The 16,665-nt window shown below is 28.5% G+C and carries 18 protein-coding genes and 3 tRNA genes; 16 read left to right on the top strand and 5 right to left on the bottom strand.

Features of this window, described 5'->3' with window-relative positions; translation table 11 throughout:
• The 3 genes from rsmD to Q0V09_RS02385 all read left to right on the top strand — a co-directional run.
• Positions 1 to 504: 16S rRNA (guanine(966)-N(2))-methyltransferase RsmD (gene rsmD, locus Q0V09_RS02375; RefSeq protein ID WP_297486997.1), on the top strand; the 504-nt coding region annotated here is incomplete at its 5' end.
• Positions 505 to 519: 15 nt separating this feature from the next.
• Entirely contained in the window at positions 520 to 741 is a 222-nt protein-coding gene (gene xseB / locus Q0V09_RS02380) for an exodeoxyribonuclease VII small subunit (protein ID WP_297487000.1), read from the top strand.
• Entirely contained in the window at positions 734 to 1,615 is an 882-nt protein-coding gene (locus Q0V09_RS02385) for a polyprenyl synthetase family protein (protein ID WP_297404534.1), read from the top strand. The genes xseB and Q0V09_RS02385 overlap by 8 nt, the downstream gene beginning before the upstream one ends.
• Before the next feature lie 17 nt (positions 1,616 to 1,632).
• Here Q0V09_RS02385 and Q0V09_RS02390 read toward each other — a convergent pair whose 3' ends face one another.
• From Q0V09_RS02390 to pstC, 4 genes are read right to left on the bottom strand one after another with little or no spacing between them, the layout of a single operon-like run.
• The gene (locus Q0V09_RS02390) at positions 1,633 to 2,316 is read right to left on the bottom strand and encodes a PhoU domain-containing protein (RefSeq protein WP_297404536.1); all 684 of its coding nucleotides are present in this window, start codon (positions 2,314 to 2,316) and stop codon (positions 1,633 to 1,635) included.
• A 13-nt stretch (positions 2,317 to 2,329) separates the two neighbouring features.
• The gene (pstB, locus tag Q0V09_RS02395) at positions 2,330 to 3,091 is read right to left on the bottom strand and encodes a phosphate ABC transporter ATP-binding protein PstB (protein ID WP_297404537.1); all 762 of its coding nucleotides are present in this window, start codon (positions 3,089 to 3,091) and stop codon (positions 2,330 to 2,332) included.
• A 15-nt stretch (positions 3,092 to 3,106) separates the two neighbouring features.
• The gene (gene pstA / locus Q0V09_RS02400) at positions 3,107 to 3,946 is read right to left on the bottom strand and encodes a phosphate ABC transporter permease PstA (protein ID WP_297404539.1); all 840 of its coding nucleotides are present in this window, start codon (positions 3,944 to 3,946) and stop codon (positions 3,107 to 3,109) included.
• 10 nt (positions 3,947 to 3,956) lie between these two features.
• Positions 3,957 to 4,838: a phosphate ABC transporter permease subunit PstC gene (gene pstC, locus Q0V09_RS02405; RefSeq protein ID WP_297404540.1), complete on the bottom strand. Its 882-nt coding sequence runs from the start codon at positions 4,836 to 4,838 to the stop codon at positions 3,957 to 3,959.
• Positions 4,839 to 5,012: 174 nt separating this feature from the next.
• On the opposite strand from pstC, the gene Q0V09_RS02410 reads away from it, so the two are divergent.
• From Q0V09_RS02410 to Q0V09_RS02440, 7 genes are all read left to right on the top strand, one after another.
• Positions 5,013 to 5,840 (top strand): phosphate ABC transporter substrate-binding protein, encoded by an 828-nt coding sequence (locus tag Q0V09_RS02410; RefSeq protein WP_297487003.1) that lies wholly within the window; start codon positions 5,013 to 5,015, stop codon positions 5,838 to 5,840.
• Between the two features lie 72 nt (positions 5,841 to 5,912).
• Positions 5,913 to 6,590 carry a response regulator transcription factor gene (locus tag Q0V09_RS02415; RefSeq protein ID WP_297404544.1) on the top strand — a complete coding sequence of 226 codons (678 nt, stop codon included), beginning with the start codon at positions 5,913 to 5,915 and terminating at the stop codon, positions 6,588 to 6,590.
• Positions 6,590 to 8,263, top strand: coding sequence for an ATP-binding protein (locus Q0V09_RS02420; protein WP_297487007.1), 1,674 nt, complete (start codon positions 6,590 to 6,592; stop codon positions 8,261 to 8,263). The genes Q0V09_RS02415 and Q0V09_RS02420 overlap by 1 nt, the downstream gene beginning before the upstream one ends.
• A gap of 69 nt (positions 8,264 to 8,332) precedes the next feature.
• Positions 8,333 to 9,022, top strand: coding sequence for a hypothetical protein (locus Q0V09_RS02425; protein WP_297406463.1), 690 nt, complete (start codon positions 8,333 to 8,335; stop codon positions 9,020 to 9,022).
• 94 nt (positions 9,023 to 9,116) lie between these two features.
• Positions 9,117 to 9,200 (top strand) — tRNA-Ser (locus Q0V09_RS02430).
• 8 nt (positions 9,201 to 9,208) lie between these two features.
• Positions 9,209 to 9,300 (top strand) — tRNA-Ser (locus Q0V09_RS02435).
• Positions 9,301 to 9,347: 47 nt separating this feature from the next.
• Positions 9,348 to 9,424 (top strand) — tRNA-Arg (locus tag Q0V09_RS02440).
• Between the two features lie 37 nt (positions 9,425 to 9,461).
• Here Q0V09_RS02440 and trpS read toward each other — a convergent pair.
• Complete coding sequence (trpS, locus tag Q0V09_RS02445) at positions 9,462 to 10,442, bottom strand: tryptophan--tRNA ligase (RefSeq protein ID WP_297406464.1); 981 nt, start codon at positions 10,440 to 10,442, stop codon at positions 9,462 to 9,464.
• 143 nt (positions 10,443 to 10,585) lie between these two features.
• On the opposite strand from trpS, the gene Q0V09_RS02450 reads away from it, so the two are divergent.
• The 6 genes from Q0V09_RS02450 (at position 10,586) to Q0V09_RS02475 (ending at position 16,315) form a co-directional block, all read left to right on the top strand.
• Positions 10,586 to 12,073, top strand: coding sequence for a carboxypeptidase M32 (locus Q0V09_RS02450; RefSeq protein WP_297406465.1), 1,488 nt, complete (start codon positions 10,586 to 10,588; stop codon positions 12,071 to 12,073).
• Positions 12,074 to 12,201: 128 nt separating this feature from the next.
• Positions 12,202 to 12,813 (top strand): acetate uptake transporter, encoded by a 612-nt coding sequence (locus tag Q0V09_RS02455; protein ID WP_297406467.1) that lies wholly within the window; start codon positions 12,202 to 12,204, stop codon positions 12,811 to 12,813.
• A 137-nt stretch (positions 12,814 to 12,950) separates the two neighbouring features.
• A complete protein-coding gene (rplM, locus tag Q0V09_RS02460; protein WP_297406468.1) occupies positions 12,951 to 13,385 on the top strand; it encodes a 50S ribosomal protein L13 in 435 nt (144 codons plus the stop codon).
• A 24-nt stretch (positions 13,386 to 13,409) separates the two neighbouring features.
• Positions 13,410 to 13,799, top strand: coding sequence for a 30S ribosomal protein S9 (rpsI, locus tag Q0V09_RS02465; RefSeq protein ID WP_297406472.1), 390 nt, complete (start codon positions 13,410 to 13,412; stop codon positions 13,797 to 13,799).
• Between the two features lie 306 nt (positions 13,800 to 14,105).
• A complete protein-coding gene (locus tag Q0V09_RS02470; protein WP_297487010.1) occupies positions 14,106 to 15,053 on the top strand; it encodes an OmpG family monomeric porin in 948 nt (315 codons plus the stop codon).
• Between the two features lie 278 nt (positions 15,054 to 15,331).
• Positions 15,332 to 16,315, top strand: a complete 984-nt coding sequence (locus Q0V09_RS02475) for a hypothetical protein (RefSeq protein WP_297487013.1) — start codon at positions 15,332 to 15,334, stop codon at positions 16,313 to 16,315.
• Positions 16,316 to 16,665 lie beyond the last annotated feature (350 nt).

Genomic DNA, 16,665 nt, shown 5'->3' on the forward strand with positions numbered 1-16,665 from the left:
AGAAAAGGAACAGATACAAGACCTACACAAGATAGTATAAAGGAATCATTATTTTCAATAATAGCTCCATATATACCTGAATGTAGATTTTTAGACTTATTCAGTGGAACAGGGAATATAGCTTTAGAAGCTTTAAGTAGAGGAGCTAAAAGAGCTGTTATGATAGAAAAAGATCAAGATGCTCTTAAGTATATTATAAAAAATATTAACAATTTAGGATATGATGGGAAATCAAGAGCTTATAAAAATGAAGTTTTAAGAGCTGTTGAAATTCTTGGTAGAAAAGGTGAAAAGTTTGACATTATATTTATGGACCCTCCTTATAAAGAAGAGGTTTGTGCAAGAGTAATGAGATCAATATCTAAGGCAAATTTATTAGCAGAAAATGGACTTATAATATGTGAGCATCACTTATTTGAAGATATGGCTGATGAAGTTGGAGAATTTAGAAAAACTGATGAAAGAAAATATGGTAAAAAAGTAGTTACATTCTATACAAGATAGAAAATGGAGGTTTTCATGAAAAAAGATAGTTTTGAATATAATGTCAATGAAGTTGATATGATACTAGAAAAGCTTGAAAGTGGAGAGTTAACTTTAGAGGATTCTATAAAAGAGTATGAGAAAGCTATGAAGTTATTAAAAAAATCTTCAGATATTTTAAATAAAGCTAAAGGAAAGATTATTAAGGTTAGTAGTGAAAACAACAATGTTATACTAGAGGAGGAGAAGAATGCTTAAAAGTTACTTAAGGGAGAAAAGAGAACTTATAGATAAAAATATAGAGATATATTTAAATAAGTTAGAGTACCCCACAGTTATTGCAGAGGGAATGAAGTACTCAGTATTAAATGGAGGAAAAAGATTAAGACCAATTTTATTACTAATGATATTAGAGTTATATGGTAAAAGTTTAGAATTAGGTCTTCCAACTGCAGTGGCGATAGAGCTTATTCATTCTTATTCATTGGTACATGATGATTTACCAGCTTTAGATAATGACGAGTATAGAAGAGGAAAATTAACAACTCATAAGAAATTTGGAGAAGCAGAAGCTATTTTAATAGGAGATGCGTTGTTAACACACTCTTTTTCCATTGTAACTGATGAAACTAAAGATGTTTCTTCAGATAAACTTGTAAAAATTATTGGGAAAATATCAAGATATTCTGGAGTAAATGGAATGATTGGTGGACAAATGATAGATATTGAAAGTGAAAAGAAACTTGTTTCTTTTGATACTTTAAAATATATTCATACAAATAAAACTGGTAAGTTAATAAAATTGCCTGTGGAAATTGGAACTATTATTTGTGAATCATCACAAGATGAGTTTAAAGCACTGTCAAAATATGCTGAGCTTATTGGTCTTGCTTTTCAAATTAAAGATGATATTCTAGATATAGAAGGTGATTTTGAAAAGATAGGGAAGCCTGTTGGAAGTGATGTTGAGTTAGAAAAAACAACATATCCAAGTTTATTTGGAATGGAAGAGAGTAAAAAAATATTAAAATCAACAATAGACCAAGCTAAAGAAGTATTAAATATTTTTGATAAAGAAAAAATAGAAAATTTTATATTATTAGCAGAATATATTGGATATAGAGAAAATTAAAAATGACAGAATTTCTGTCATTTTTTTGTGCTTTCAAGTTCAACTTTTCTTAAATTTTCTCCATTTAAAATATAAATAAGATCAGTTACAAGGTGGATAATATGATCAGAAAGTCTCTCAAATTTTTTATCAAGAAGCATTAAGATAGATCCGCCTAAAATATTGTCAGGAGATTCTTTCATTTTACTTAAGAAAAACTCGTTGTTTTCATCAACTATTTCATCGATTTCTTCTTCTAAAGATATTATATCATAAAGTAAGTTGATATCTTTATTAATGAAAGCTCCAATATACATTTGGAAAAGTGATTGAATCTTTGAAGCAACAGGTAAAACAATAGAGTATGTTGCTTCAATAAGATGTGGTGATTTTTTTTCAACATCTTTTATAAGAGAAAGATTAGCTTTTAAAAGATCACCCATTCTTTCAAGAACACGGACACTATTAATTAACATAACAAGTCTTCTTAAATTTTTAGCAGCTGGTTGGAATCTTGCAATAGTAACAATAGCATCCTCTTTTATTTTAACCTCGAAGGCGTTTATTAAATCTTCAATAGTTTTAGATTCTCCATATAGAGTTGAACTAAATCTTTTTGTTCTTAACATTTCTAAATTAATTTCAAAATTTCTACTTATATATTTTAAAGTTTCTAAGTAGTGTTCATCTAAAGATTTTAAAGATTCATTTAAATTTTTCATACTTCTCTCCCTTTTATCCAAATTTTCCTGTAATATAATCTTCAGTTTTCTTTACCTTTGGTGTAGTAAAGATAGTAGAAGTTTTATCAAACTCTTCTAAGACTCCTTGATAAAAGAAACCAGTGTAATCAGAGATTCTAGAAGCTTGTTGCATATTATGAGTGACAATGACAATACTGTAATCTTTTGCTAGTTTAATTATTAAATCCTCAATTTTTGATGTAGAAATAGGATCAAGGGCTGAAGTTGGTTCATCCATTAAAAGTATTTCAGGATTTACAGAGATAGCTCTAGCTATACAAAGTCTTTGTTGCTGTCCACCAGATAACCCAAGAGCAGATTGATGAAGTTTATCTTTAACCTCGTCCCAAAGAGCGACTTCTTTTAAAGAATTTTCAACTATTTCATCTAATTTAGCTTTATCTTTTTCCCCATGAAGTTTAGGTGCATAGACAAGATTTTCATATATTGTTTTAGGAAAAGGATTTGGTTTTTGAAAAACCATTCCAACTTTTTTTCTAAGATCAACTATATCAAATTTAGAATCAAAGATATTTTCCTTATCTAAAAGTATTTCTCCTTCATATTTAATATCATCAATAAGATCATTCATTCTGTTAATTGATCTTAAAAATGTAGACTTTCCACATCCAGAAGGACCTATAAGTGCAGTTACTTTATTTTTCATTATATTCATATTTATATTTTTTAAGGCTTTAAAGTTTCCGTAGTAAAAATTAAAATCTTTAACAGCAATTCTAACATCTTTATTCATTAATAATCCTCCATTTTATTTTTCAAATTTATTTCTAATAAAAGCTCCAATTAAATTGAAACCAATTGTTATAAAAACTAGTACAAATAGTGTTCCGTTCATATTTGATTCTGGCATATTAGGAACTTGTGTAGATATTACATAAAGGTGATAAGGTAGAGCCATTACTTGATCAAATATTGATTGTGGTAAAAATGGTAAGTAGAATGCAGCAGCAGTAAATAAAATTGGTGCTGTTTCTCCAGCAGCTCTAGATATACTTAAAATTATTCCTGTTGATATTCCAGGAAGAGCAGCGGGTAAAATAATTTTAGAAATTGTTTCCCACTTTGTTGCTCCAAGAGCTAAAGAGGCCTCTCTTAAACTATTAGGAACAGCAAGAAGAGCTTCTCTTGTAGCTGTAATAATAACTGGGAGACACATAATTCCAAGAGTTAAAGAACCAGATAAAATTGAAACTCCAAGTTTGAAATACATAACAAATAGTGACATTCCAAATAGTCCGTATATGATACTAGGTATTCCAGCGAGGTTAACTATTGTAAGATTAATAATTCTAGTAATAAAGTTATCTTTTGCATATTCAACTAAATAAACGCCTGTAAAAACACCAAAAGGAACAGAAACTAAGATTGTTCCAAGAGTTAAATAAAGAGTTCCAATAATAGCAGGGAAAATTCCACCAGCTCTCATACCTCTTCTAGGTATCTCTGTTAAAAAATTCCAACTAATAGCAGGAACTCCTTTCCATATAATATATGCAAGAATTATAAAGATAGGAACTGTAGACAGTATTCCAATACTTTTTATCAATAATTCTATTGTTTTTCCACTTTTTCCTTTTAAAATACTCAAAATAATCCTCCTATTTATTCATAATCTTTCTAGATTTTCTAATATATTTATCAGCAATACTATTAGTAATAAAACTTATTATAAAAAGAACTAAAGCTATTGCAAATAGAGCATGATAATGTTGACTTCCTTGAACAACCTCTCCCATTTCAGAAGCTATAGTAGCTGTTAAAGTTCTAACTGATGATAAGGGCGAAGTTGCCATAATAGGAGAGTTACCAGTAATCATTAAAACTGTCATAGTTTCTCCAATTATTCTTCCAAATCCAAGCATAATTCCAGCAAATATTCCAGGAAAAGCAGCAGGAAGTAGAATTTTAAAGATAGTTTCAAGTTTATTTGCTCCTAAAGATAAAGAAGCTTCTCTATAAGATGAATCAAGAGCATTTAAAGCATCATCAGATAAACTTACAATTGTTGGAATAGCCATGAAAGAAAGCATAATTCCACCAGTTAAAGCGTTTAATCCACTATTTAAATTAAAGATATCTTTAATAAAATTTGAAAGCAGATAAAGTCCTAAGTACCCAAGAACAACTGATGGGAGAGCAGACATAGTTTCAATAATAATTTTAAAGAATTTCTTTCTTTTTTTACTAGCATATTCTGATAGATAAATTGTAGTTATGATTCCAACAGGAACAGATATTCCAAGTGCTACAAGGGTAACCCAGAAAGAACCTACAAGAAGAGGTAGTATTCCATATTTACCAGATAGAGATATCCACTCACTACTAAAAAGAAATTTTGAAACAGGATACTCTTTAAAGAAAGATAAACTGTTTGTTAAAATAAATAAAAATATAAGAATAACAATTATAATATTAAAGATACCTATAGATGAAAGTAACCTTTTCATAAAGATATCTTTTAAGTGTCTAATTTTTAACATATAACCCTCCTAAAATCTTCTATAGATATAATAACTTAAAGTTGTTAAAGTAAGATTAAAAGAGTGTAAATTATAGGTAAAATAAAATTAACACCTCTTTTACATTTGTTTAAAATGAAATTAACAAGAATAGGTTATACTTGTTTTAGAAAATAAAAATAAGGGGAGGAATAAATGAAAAAATTTATATTATTAAGTTTAATAGGTATGTTAGGATTGTCAACAATGTCATTTGCTTCAAGAATAATTCAAGTTAAAGGATCAGATACAATAGTAAATGCATCACAATATATAGTAGAAGAATATATGGTAAATCATTCAAATGCTAGAATAGCAGTAACAGGTGGAGGATCAGGAGTAGGAATTTCATCATTAATAAATGGAACAGCAGATATAGGAATGGCTTCTAGAAATATTAAAGAAAAAGAGATTCAAGAGGCTAAAAAAAGAGGAGAAAAACTAAATGAAGTAGTAATTGGTTTTGACGGAATAACAGTAATTGTAAATAAGAATAATAAACTGTCAAATTTATCTCATGAAACTTTAGGTAAAATTTTTAGAGGTGAAATAACTAACTGGAAAGAGTTAGGTGGAGAAGATGGACAAATTATTGTTTTATCAAGAGATTCATCTTCAGGAACTCATGAGTTTTTTAAAGATCATATTGTTAGAGATAAGAATACAATGAAAACAGCAGAATATGGAAAAGGTGTATTATATATGCCATCAAATGAAGCTATTAAGCAAGAGGTATTAAGCAATAAAAATGCTATTGGGTATATAGGAATGGGATATGTAGATAATAAGATAAAAAGTTTAACAGTAGATAATATAGCTCCAACTATAAAAAATGTAGGAAATAAAAGTTATCCAATAGCAAGAGAGATATATTGGTATGTAAAAGAAACAGATAACAAAACAGTAAATAGCTTAGTAAAATATGCATTATCACCAGCTGGACAAGAGATTGTAAAATCTGAAGGTTTTGTACCTGTAAAGTAGATAAAAAAAGGTATCTTAAATGATGATACCTTTTTTTATTTGTGCTATAATAAAAGGAAAAAGGAGCTATAAATGAAAGTTTTAATAGTGGAAGATGATCTGGAAATACAGGCATTAATAAATTATTATTTTACTAAAGAGGGATATAAAGTAACTGTTGCTTCAGATGGATTAGAGGGTTTAAAGTATTTAAAGAAAGAGAAGCATGATTTAATAATACTTGATTTAATGCTTCCAAATTTAGATGGTATTAATTTTACAAAGATAGTAAAAGATATGGAAGATGAGTATGGAACACCTTATATAATTATGTTAACAGCAAAAACAGAGGTAGAGGATGTTTTACATGGACTTGAAATTGGTGCAGATGATTATATGAAAAAACCATTTGATCCAAGAGAGCTACTTTTAAGAGGAAAAAAACTTTTAGGGAAACAGGAAAAAGTAAAAAAGAAAAATAATAGATTTTTAGATTTAGAAATAGACGAAGATAAACACTTAGTGACAAATAAAGGTATAGAGGTAGAATTATCTAAAAAGGAGTATGACCTTCTTTTACTTTTAGTTAAAAATAAAGATATTGTTGTTACGAGAGAAAAAATATTAGATAGAGTATGGGGAAGTAGTTACTATACTGGGGATAGAACAGTGGATGTTTATATTTCTAAGTTAAGAGAAAAAATTCCATTTTTATTTGAATGTATAAAAACAGTGAAAGGAGTGGGATACAGATTAGAAGAAAAGAGATAATGACATTATTATTTATAATTTTAATAGAGATCTTTTTTGTTTCCCTTAATATAGGTTACTTATCCTCTTTATCTAAAGTTGAAGTAAAAAGTACATTAAAAGAGAATGTATTTATAATATCTAACTTAATAAAAGAATATAAAAAAGATGATTATCAGCAAATATTTAAAGGGTCAGATATAAGGTTTAATATAATTAATTTAAATGGAGATGTAGTATATGATTCTACTAGATTTAATAAGGAATCATTGTTAGAAAACCATGGTTCAAGAGAAGAGGTACAAGTTGCAATAGACAATGGACAAGGATTTTTTATAAGGAAAAGTACTATTTCAAAAAAAACGACTGCTTATTATGCTGTAAAAAGGATAAATAAGGAGGGGGAAAATGTAGTAATAAGAGTTTCTAAAAATTATAGTCCAGTTATTACTATTATAAGGATAATACTGTTAGTTGAAATTTTATTTTTTACATTTTTAAATATAAGTATTCATTTTTTCTATAAAAATTTTTTAAAAAGAGATCTATATAAAAAAATAGAGGTTATTGAAAATTTTTTAAAAGAAAAAGAGAGTGGGAGTGCTCTTTCCTTTGAAAAAGATCCATGGATTTTAAGTTTTTGGAGAATTGTTCAAAAGTGGCAAAGAAAAAATTTAGAAAATATAGAAAAATTAAATAGAGATAAAAGAACTCTTAATCAAATAATAGAATCAATAGATTCATCATTGTTATTATTTGATGAAAATTTAAAATTAATAATAAAAAATTCAAAATTAAGTTATTTATTTGAGATTGATAAGGATAATTATTTAGAATTAATAAAGGATATAGAGATAATAGAGCTTTTAAAAAAAATATTAAAAAATAAAAAAAGTTTTAAAACAGAGTTATATTTATCAAGAGTAAAAAGATATTTTTATATATGTATTAAATATTTAGAAGAAGACAAAAGATATCTTTTGTCTATAAAAGATATTACTCAAACAAAAGGAGTTTTAGAAGTTCAAAAAACTTTTATAAGTAATGTTAGTCATGAATTAAAAACACCGTTAACAAATATAAAAGGATATGTTATAGCATTAGAAGATGCTCCAGAACCATTAAAAAGTCAATTTATAAAAACAATTAAAAATAATATAGATAAATTAGAAAATATAATTATAGATTTTTTAAATATAACTAAAATAGAGAAATCAAACATTATAAAAATAGAAAAGGTTTCTGTAGAGAGATTAAAAGCTGAACTAGCAATTTTACTAAATGAAAGAATTAAAACTTCAGGAGCTAAAATAACATATAATATTAATCTTTTGGATAAAAATGGAAATATAAAAATTGATTTGGAAAAAGTTTTAACTATTTTAAAAAACTTAGTTGAAAATGCCATAATTTATAAAGGAGATAAAATTCCTGAAATAGAGATATCAATAATAGAAACAAGAAGTAAATATAAAATAGGTGTAAAAGATAACGGACTTGGAATGGCTCTAGAAGAATTGAATAAAATATTTGAAAGATTTTATAGAGTAGATAAAGCTAGAACAAGTAATAGAGCTGGAACAGGCCTTGGACTTGCTATTGTAAAGGAATTAATTGAAAAATGTGGAGGGCAAATAGATGTTCTTTCTAAAGAGGGAAAAGGAACTATTTTTATCTTTACAATTTTAAAATAAAAAATTTACAAAGTTCTTGGGTTGTGTTATAGTTGAAATAAGACAATACTTTCACAGAGGGGGATAACAATGGCTAAGATAAAAAATGTAATAGTTGCACATGGAGCACAAATGAGTCAGCAAGTAGGAGGAGCAGTTGATATTTATGGGGCTTTTGATAACCTTATTCAACCAATATTTCCACATCCTATGATGAGACTTTCAATTGTTTTAACATTTGAAGAAGTAATGAAGCCTACAACATTTGAAATAAGATTAAATGGACCAGAAGATGATCTAATATCTAGAGGAGAATTAACTCCAATGGTAGATCCACTAGGTGTAGGAAAGAAAATAATAGATATAGATAAGTTTTTAATTAAAAATAGAGGAAGATATACAATAGATATTTTTGAAAAGGAAGATAAAGATTTGAAATTTTTAAAAACAGAAACACTATTTATTGCTGAATATCCTCCACAAAGACAGTTTACAGAAGAGATGATAGAAGAAATAGTGAAAAATGATGAATTAATAAGAAGTGTAAAAACTGAATTTAGACCTTTTGGTTTTGAAAATTCAATTAAAATTCAACATAGTTTAGTTAAAGATGAAGAGATAGAAGATGGGTTCTTAGTAATTCCAGAAACAGATAGAATAGAAATAGACGGACAAATTCTTGAACTAACTGGAGTAAGAAGACAAATTGAATGGATGTTTGGTAATCCGATTCCTAAAGAAGAAGAAAAAGTGGAAGAGGAAGTTAAAATAGAAGAATAATTAATTGGAGCTACTTTTAAGTAGCTCCAGTTTTAAAAAAAATCAAAAAAAATGTTTGACATCAAAAAAAAAATGTGATACTATCTTACTTGTAGGAAGGCTATCCTAATTGGTAAGGAACCGGTCTTGAAAACCGGCGTCGTAAGACTTCAGAGTTCGAGTCTCTGGTCTTCCGCCATAAAATACGGTGAAGTGGCAGAGTGGCCTAATGCACTCCCCTGCTAAGGGAGAGTACGGTTAACCCCGTACCGTGAGTTCAAATCTCACCTTCACCGCCATTAAGAACTTTAAGGTAGATTAGCTACCTTTTTTTTATAAAAAAAATGCACTCGTGGCTCAATTGGATAGAGCACTTGACTACGGATCAAGGGGTTAGGGGTTCGATTCCTCTCGGGTGCGCCATAAATATAAAATAAAAAGACAGGAAGCCTGTCTTTTTTTATTTATAAATATTTCCTGCTAGTCCAACAGCAACTTTGGCTGCTTTTATCTTTTCAATGGCAATAGCTCTAGCTTTCTTAGAACCTTCTTCTAAAATAGAGTGAACAAGATCCATATTGTTAACAAGCTCCTCTCTTCTCTCTCTAGCCTCTTTAAAGTATTCTAAAATAGCATTTAAAAGTTCATTTTTAGCATGACCATATCCATAATTTCCAGCTATAAATTTATCCTTCATTTCCTGAATTTCCTCTTTTGTAGCAAAAAGTTCATATAATTTAACTATATTGTTATTTGGATCCTTAGGTTCCTCTAAAGGAGTAGAATCAGTTACAATACTCATGACTTGTTTTTTCAATTCTTTTTTAGATGCAAACATATTAATAGTGTTTCCATATGATTTACTCATTTTTTGTCCATCAGTTCCAGGAACAACAGCTAAATTTTCTAAAATTTGTGGTTCTGGAAGTCTAAATAATTCGACATTATATTGCTGATTAAATTTAATAGCAATATCTCTTGCCATTTCAAGATGTTGTTTTTGATCTTTTCCAACAGGAACGATATCAGCGTCATACATTAAAATATCAGCAGCCATTAAAACTGGATATGTTAAAAGACCAGTATTAGCACTAAAACCTTTTGAAGTTTTATCTTTGTATGAGTGACCTCTTTCTAATAAACCAACAGGAGTTATATTAGAAAGTAACCAAGTAAGTTCAGTATGTTCAGGAACCTCAGATTGTAAAAAAATTGTTGATTTTTTAGGATCTAATCCCAAAGCTAAATAGTCTAAAACTATGTTATAAGAATTTTCTCTTAAAGTTTTTGGATCAGTAAGAGAAGTTAAAGAGTGATAATCTGCTACAAAGTAGAAACCTTCATAATGAGCTTGATTATCAATAAATTGTTTCATTGCTCCAAAGTAATTACCTAAATGTAAAATACCACTAGGTTGAATACCTGATATACTTCTTTTCATAAGAACTCCTTTATACTATATTTAAATTTTATATTATTATTTATAAGTTTACAGCATTTTCTAAAAATTATCAATAGTTGAGAATTTGCTTGTATATAAAGTAGAAATTAATTATAATCTAAGAAAAAGTAGGAGGTTTATATATGAGAGATAAAGTGTCTATTTTTAGAGAAAAAATAAAAGAGAAAAAAATGCTAGATTCAATGTTAGCTTTATTACAGTGGGATTTAGAAACACAAGCTCCAAAGGGTGGATATGAATTAATTTCCAAAATGATAGGTGATTTAAGTCTTAAAAGTTATGAACTAACTACAAATAAAGAGTTTATTAAATTAGTAGAAAATCTTTATAAAGAAAAAGAAAGTTTAGATGAGATAGAGAGAAAAGAAGTGGAGATACTAATAGAGGATATTGAAAAAATTAAAGTGATACCTTCAGACGAATATAGATTATATTCTGAATTGACAGCAAAAGCTCAAGGGATTTGGGAACACGCAAGAGAAAAGAAAGATTTTAAAATTTTTGCTCCAGTTCTAAAAGAAATTTTTGAATATAATAAAAAATTTATAAAATATAGAGGAAAAGATGAAGACGTTTATTCTCAATTGTTATGTGATTATGAAAAAGGAATGAATATAGAGAAATTAGATAAATTTTTTGAAGAGTTAAAAAACGAAATTGTTCCTCTATTAAAAGAGATAGAATTACAAAAAAGAGATTTTCAAGGGAAAATAAAGTTTCAAGAGTCTAAAGAGAAACAAAAAGAATTATCTAAATTTATACTGAAATATTTAGGTTTTGATTTTCAAAGAGGAATAATATCAGAAAGTACTCATCCTTTTACCTTAACTGTTAATAGAAATGATGTTAGACTAACAACAAAATATATTGAAGAGCTTCCATTTTCATCACTTTATAGTAGTATCCATGAAGGTGGACATGGGATATATGAACAGGGTGTAGAAAATGTATTAGAAGAGACAATACTTGCTGATGGATCGTCTATGGGAATACATGAATCTCAATCTAGATTTTATGAAAATATAATAGGAAGAAGTGAGGAGTTTTGGAGTGGAATAAAAGATAAGGTTGAAAATTATTATCCTAACTTAAAAAAATTATCTGTAAAAGAGGTATATAAAGGTATAAATCAAGTGGAAAAAAGTTTAATAAGAGTAGAAGCAGATGAGTTAACTTATTCTTTACATATAATGGTGAGATATGAGATAGAAAAAGGAATTATGAATGGAAAATATAATGTAGATGAGTTACCACAAATATGGAATGAGAAAATGATGGAATATTTAGGGGTAGAACCTAAAGATGATGTTGAGGGTGTTTTACAAGATGTACACTGGTCTTGTGGATTAATTGGATATTTTCCATCATATGCTTTAGGAAATGTTTACTCGGTACAAATTTATGAAGCTATGAAAAAGGATATAAATGTTGAAGGGGCTTTAGAAAGAGGAGAGCTAATTAAAATAAAAGAGTGGTTAGGTGAAAAAATACATAAATATGGGAAGTTAAAAACACCAAAAGAAATAATTATAAATATTTGCGGAGAAGATTTAAATTCTAAGTACTATATTGAATATTTAAAAAATAAATATAGAGAGATTTATAATTAGAAAATGTTAGATCTGAAATATAAACAATATAAAAAATAAATATAATGAACTAAATATTGACAAAATTTTACGAAAAGGTTAAAATATTCTCTGCGTGTAAAAAAAATATTAAGGAGTATTTATAAAAAATGAATCAAAACAATCATGTTAAAATTGAGGTAGCAGACCCTTCAGCATTAGGATTATTAGGTCTTGCAATAGTGACATTTGTAGCTTCAGCTAATAAATTTGGAATAGTCAGTGGAGTATCTTTAGTAGTGCCTTGGGCAATATTCTTAGGAGCCTTTGTACAATTAATTGCTTGTTTAAACGATATTAAACATAACAATGTATTTGGAACAACAGCTTTTGGAGGATATGCGTTTTTCTGGTTTGGTATGGGAATGAGTTGGATGATCCAACTTGGAGTTTTTGGAGAAGGAATGAAAGCAGCAGCAGATCCAAAAGCATATGGGTTCGTTTTCTTAGGTTATTTAATTTTTAGTTTATATATGACAATTGGAGCAATTGAAACAAATAAAACTTTATTAGTAATCTTTATATTAATAGATTTATTATTTATTGGTTTATCAGGGATGACGTTTGGAATAGCACCTCATTTTATGCATAACTTAGCGGCAACATCTGAGTTCTTAATTGCATTAGCTTCATTCTATGGGTCAGCTGCAAATGTTTTAAATAAAACTTTTGGAAGAGAGTTCTTACCACTTGGAAAACCATTGGGAATCTTTAAAAAATAATAACAATATCAAGTAAATTAATCATTGACAAAATAAGAAAAAGTCTATATAATAAATGGGTATAATAAAGCCTTTCCCACAAAGGACGCCGTTCGTTATATTAGATAAATATAACCATTTTCGAGGAGGAAAAAAACGTGAAAAAGTACACTGCAATGCAAAGAAAAGAAGACGTTGTTAGAGAATTCGTTCACTATGACGCAGAAGGTAAAATTTTAGGAAGATTAGCTGCTGAAATAGCTAAAAAATTAATGGGTAAAGATAAAGTTTCTTACACTCCACACATTGACGGAGGAGACTTCGTAGTTGTTACAAATATTGAAAATATTGCTGTAACTGGAAAGAAATTAACAGATAAAGTTTACTACAGCCACTCAGGATTCCCAGGTGGATTAAAAGAGAGAAGATTAGAAGAGATTCTTGCAAAGAATCCTAAAGAAGCTTTAATGCTAGCTGTTAAGAGAATGCTTCCAAAGAACAGATTAGGAAGAGAGCAGTTAACAAGATTAAGAATATTTGTTGGAGCTGAACATGCTCATACTGCACAAAAACCAGTAAAGGTAGAATTTTAATAGGAGGGATTAACTGTGGCAGAAATGATTCAATATAGAGGAACTGGAAGAAGAAAAACTTCAGTAGCAAGAGTAAGACTTATCCCTGGTGGACAAGGAATTGAAATAAACGGAAAAACTATGGCTGACTATTTCGGTGGAAGAGAATTACTTTCTAAAATCGTTGAGCAACCATTAGCTTTAACTGAAACTTTAGATAAATTTGAAGTTAAAATCAACGTAATTGGTGGAGGAAACGCTGGTCAAGCCGGTGCAATCAGACACGGATTATCAAGAGCGTTAGTAGAAGCTGACGAAACTTTAAAATTGGCTTTAAGAGAAGCTGGATTCTTAACTAGAGACTCAAGAATGGTTGAGAGAAAGAAATACGGAAAAAGAAAAGCAAGAAGATCTCCACAATTCTCAAAGAGATAATTGTGTTCTTCAAAACTATTTGGAAGCAGATACATTGTATCTGCTTTTTTTTATTTCTTAAATATTTTTTGTATAAACTATATATAAAATATATAGTTTCATATTAAAAAACTAATACTTTATATTGAAAAAGTGAACTATAAAAAGACAGATTATCTTACAAATAGATAAAAAAGTGAAAAAAATATCTTTAAAATCAAAAAAAGATTGAGAAATTATTTACAAAATTTAAAAAATAGTGTATAAACTATGTAACGGGAAAAGAAATCTATAAGATTTCAAAAAAGAAAATCTGGAGGAATTCATATGAAAAAGTTAGCACTTATTTTAGGTTCTTTATTAGTAGTAGGAACAGTAACTCAAGCGAAAGAAATTATAGCAGTACCAACTCCAATAGTAGTAGAAGATACAACTATTGTTCAACCAGTAGTAGTTGAAGATGTGTCAGTAGTAGCACAAAACCAACCAACTTTAAGAGTAACAAATGTTGGTCAATATATAGAAATAGATAATAATGCAGGTGGAACTGACGGAAACGTTGGAACAATGATGCTAGGAAATAAAATTGGATTAGCAACTGAAAACTGGAAATTTGCTGTAATGGCTAGAAAATCATGGGATGCTGATACAGATTCAGGATTTGGAACAACAGGATCAAGAATAGATTTAGATGCTTGGAGAAACTTCTCTACAGAAGCTGGATCAACTTATGCTTTAGGAGCAAGATGGAGACAAGAAGAATCATCGGATTCATTCTATTTAAGAACTAAATATTCTGCAGGACTGTATAGTGGATATGCTGATGCAAGATATGTAGCAAATGAAGGAAGCCAAAATGCATATAAATTTGAAACAATGCCTTTAAATGTAACTGTAGGACCAGTAACTATGGGTTATTATTTTGAAGGAGCATATGGTGTAGGATCGGGAACTTTAGCTAATAAAGGGATTAATATAAATACGACTGAGCATCAGTTAAGAGCATACTTCCCTATATTTAAAGAAGGAAACTTAACAGCAACTGGAGAATATAGATTTGGATTACATAAAGAAAACAAAACTAAGGAAACTGAAGATTATAAATTTGCTCAAATGAACAGATTACAAGTTGCTTTAGATTACCAATATACACAAAACTTAAGTTTCTCAACTTACTATTTATATCAAATAACTAAAAAAGAAAATAAAGCACCAACAGCAAACAAATATAAATATTATGGAGAGTTTGGATTAGGATGGAATTACGCATTCTAAGAAAATCTTTATTAAGCACAGATTTAATCTGTGCTTTTTTTTATTTTTGAATTTTATTTATTTTATATTGTGAAATAAATATTTATTTTTTTATAAATGTTTGTATTTTTTTAAAATGAGATTAAAAATGCATTATATATATTATAACAGAACAGAAAAATAAAAAAAATTTTACAAATTCGAGAAAATGTTGTATAAATTATGTAACGGGTGAAATTGTTTCTATTTAACTAGAAATAATTTCAAAAAGATTAAATAATAAAGCGGAGGGAATTTATATGAAAAAGTTAGCACTTTTATTAGGTTCTTTATTATTAGTTGGAGCAACAGCTCAAGCTAAAGAAGTAATAGCTGCACCAGTTGAAGTTTCGAAAGAAGTAATGGTAGTAGCTGAGCCAGTTGTTGAAGAGGTAGTAGTAGTGGAAGCTGCAGCTCCAAATTTTAGAGTAACAAGATTTGGTCAATGGATAGAGGTAGATAATTCTTCTGGATCGGATGATGGAGATATAGGCTTATTCTATTTCGCTCAAGATTTAGGATTAGCATATGGGGATGATTGGACATTCGGTGTTCAAGCATATAAAAACTGGCAAGTAGATACAAGCGAGGGACTTAGCAATACTGGTGGAAGAGTACAGTTAGATGCTTGGAGAAAATTCAACCAAGATCAAGAATTTAAATATGCATTAGGAACAAGAGTAAGATTTTACTCTGGAAATGCTGATTTTGACAGATATTACTTAAGAGGTAACTACTCTTATGGAATGTTCTCTGGATGGGCTGATACATTCTATAATTCATACAATGGGGCAGAAGATTCAAGAGATGGGTATGCATTTGAGACAATGCCTTTAAACATGAAATTCGGACCATTAACTTTAGGATATTTCTTTGGATACTCGTCTAAAGTTGGATCAAATGATAGAGTAATAGCTGATGGAACGGCTTTTGATAGCAGACCAGAAGGAACAACTCATCAATTAAGAGCATATTTCCCACTATTTAACTATGGAAAATTATCAACTGGAGCACAGTTTAGATTAGGACTACATAAAGATAATAAATCAGGAGAAGTAAATACAGGAACAGATACAGTATATGAGTTTGGAAAATACCAAAGATATGCGGTAGATGCTACATATGCTTACTCTCAAGATTTAGATTTCACAGCTTACTATGTGTATGAAATTACAGATGTAAAAGATCAATCTGAAAATGATTACTATGGAGAGTTTGGAATGGGTTGGAACTATAAGTTCTAATTGTTAAAATATAAAATTAAAACTGTAGGAAACTACAGTTTTTTTTATTTATAATTTTTTATATAAAAAATTAAAATAAATTAAAACTTTTTAAACATATGTGTCGTCTCATATATTATAAGAAGCTAAAAAAGTATTTTTCATAAATTAAATTCCCGTTTAAATTGATTCTCCATTTAATATAATAATTAGATGGAGAATTAATTTTATAAAAAACAAAATTTATTGTTGACATAAACTAAAAGTTGTGATATTATATTTCTTGTAGCGAGGACAACTCGCAAGACAAAATAAATAAGGACATTAACAACCGAATAGAGAAAATAGTCAGAAGTTATGAAAATAACAAA

Origin of the sequence: uncultured Cetobacterium sp., assembly GCF_947039425.1 — a bacterium.
Classification (GTDB): Bacteria; Fusobacteriota; Fusobacteriia; order Fusobacteriales; family Fusobacteriaceae; genus Cetobacterium_A.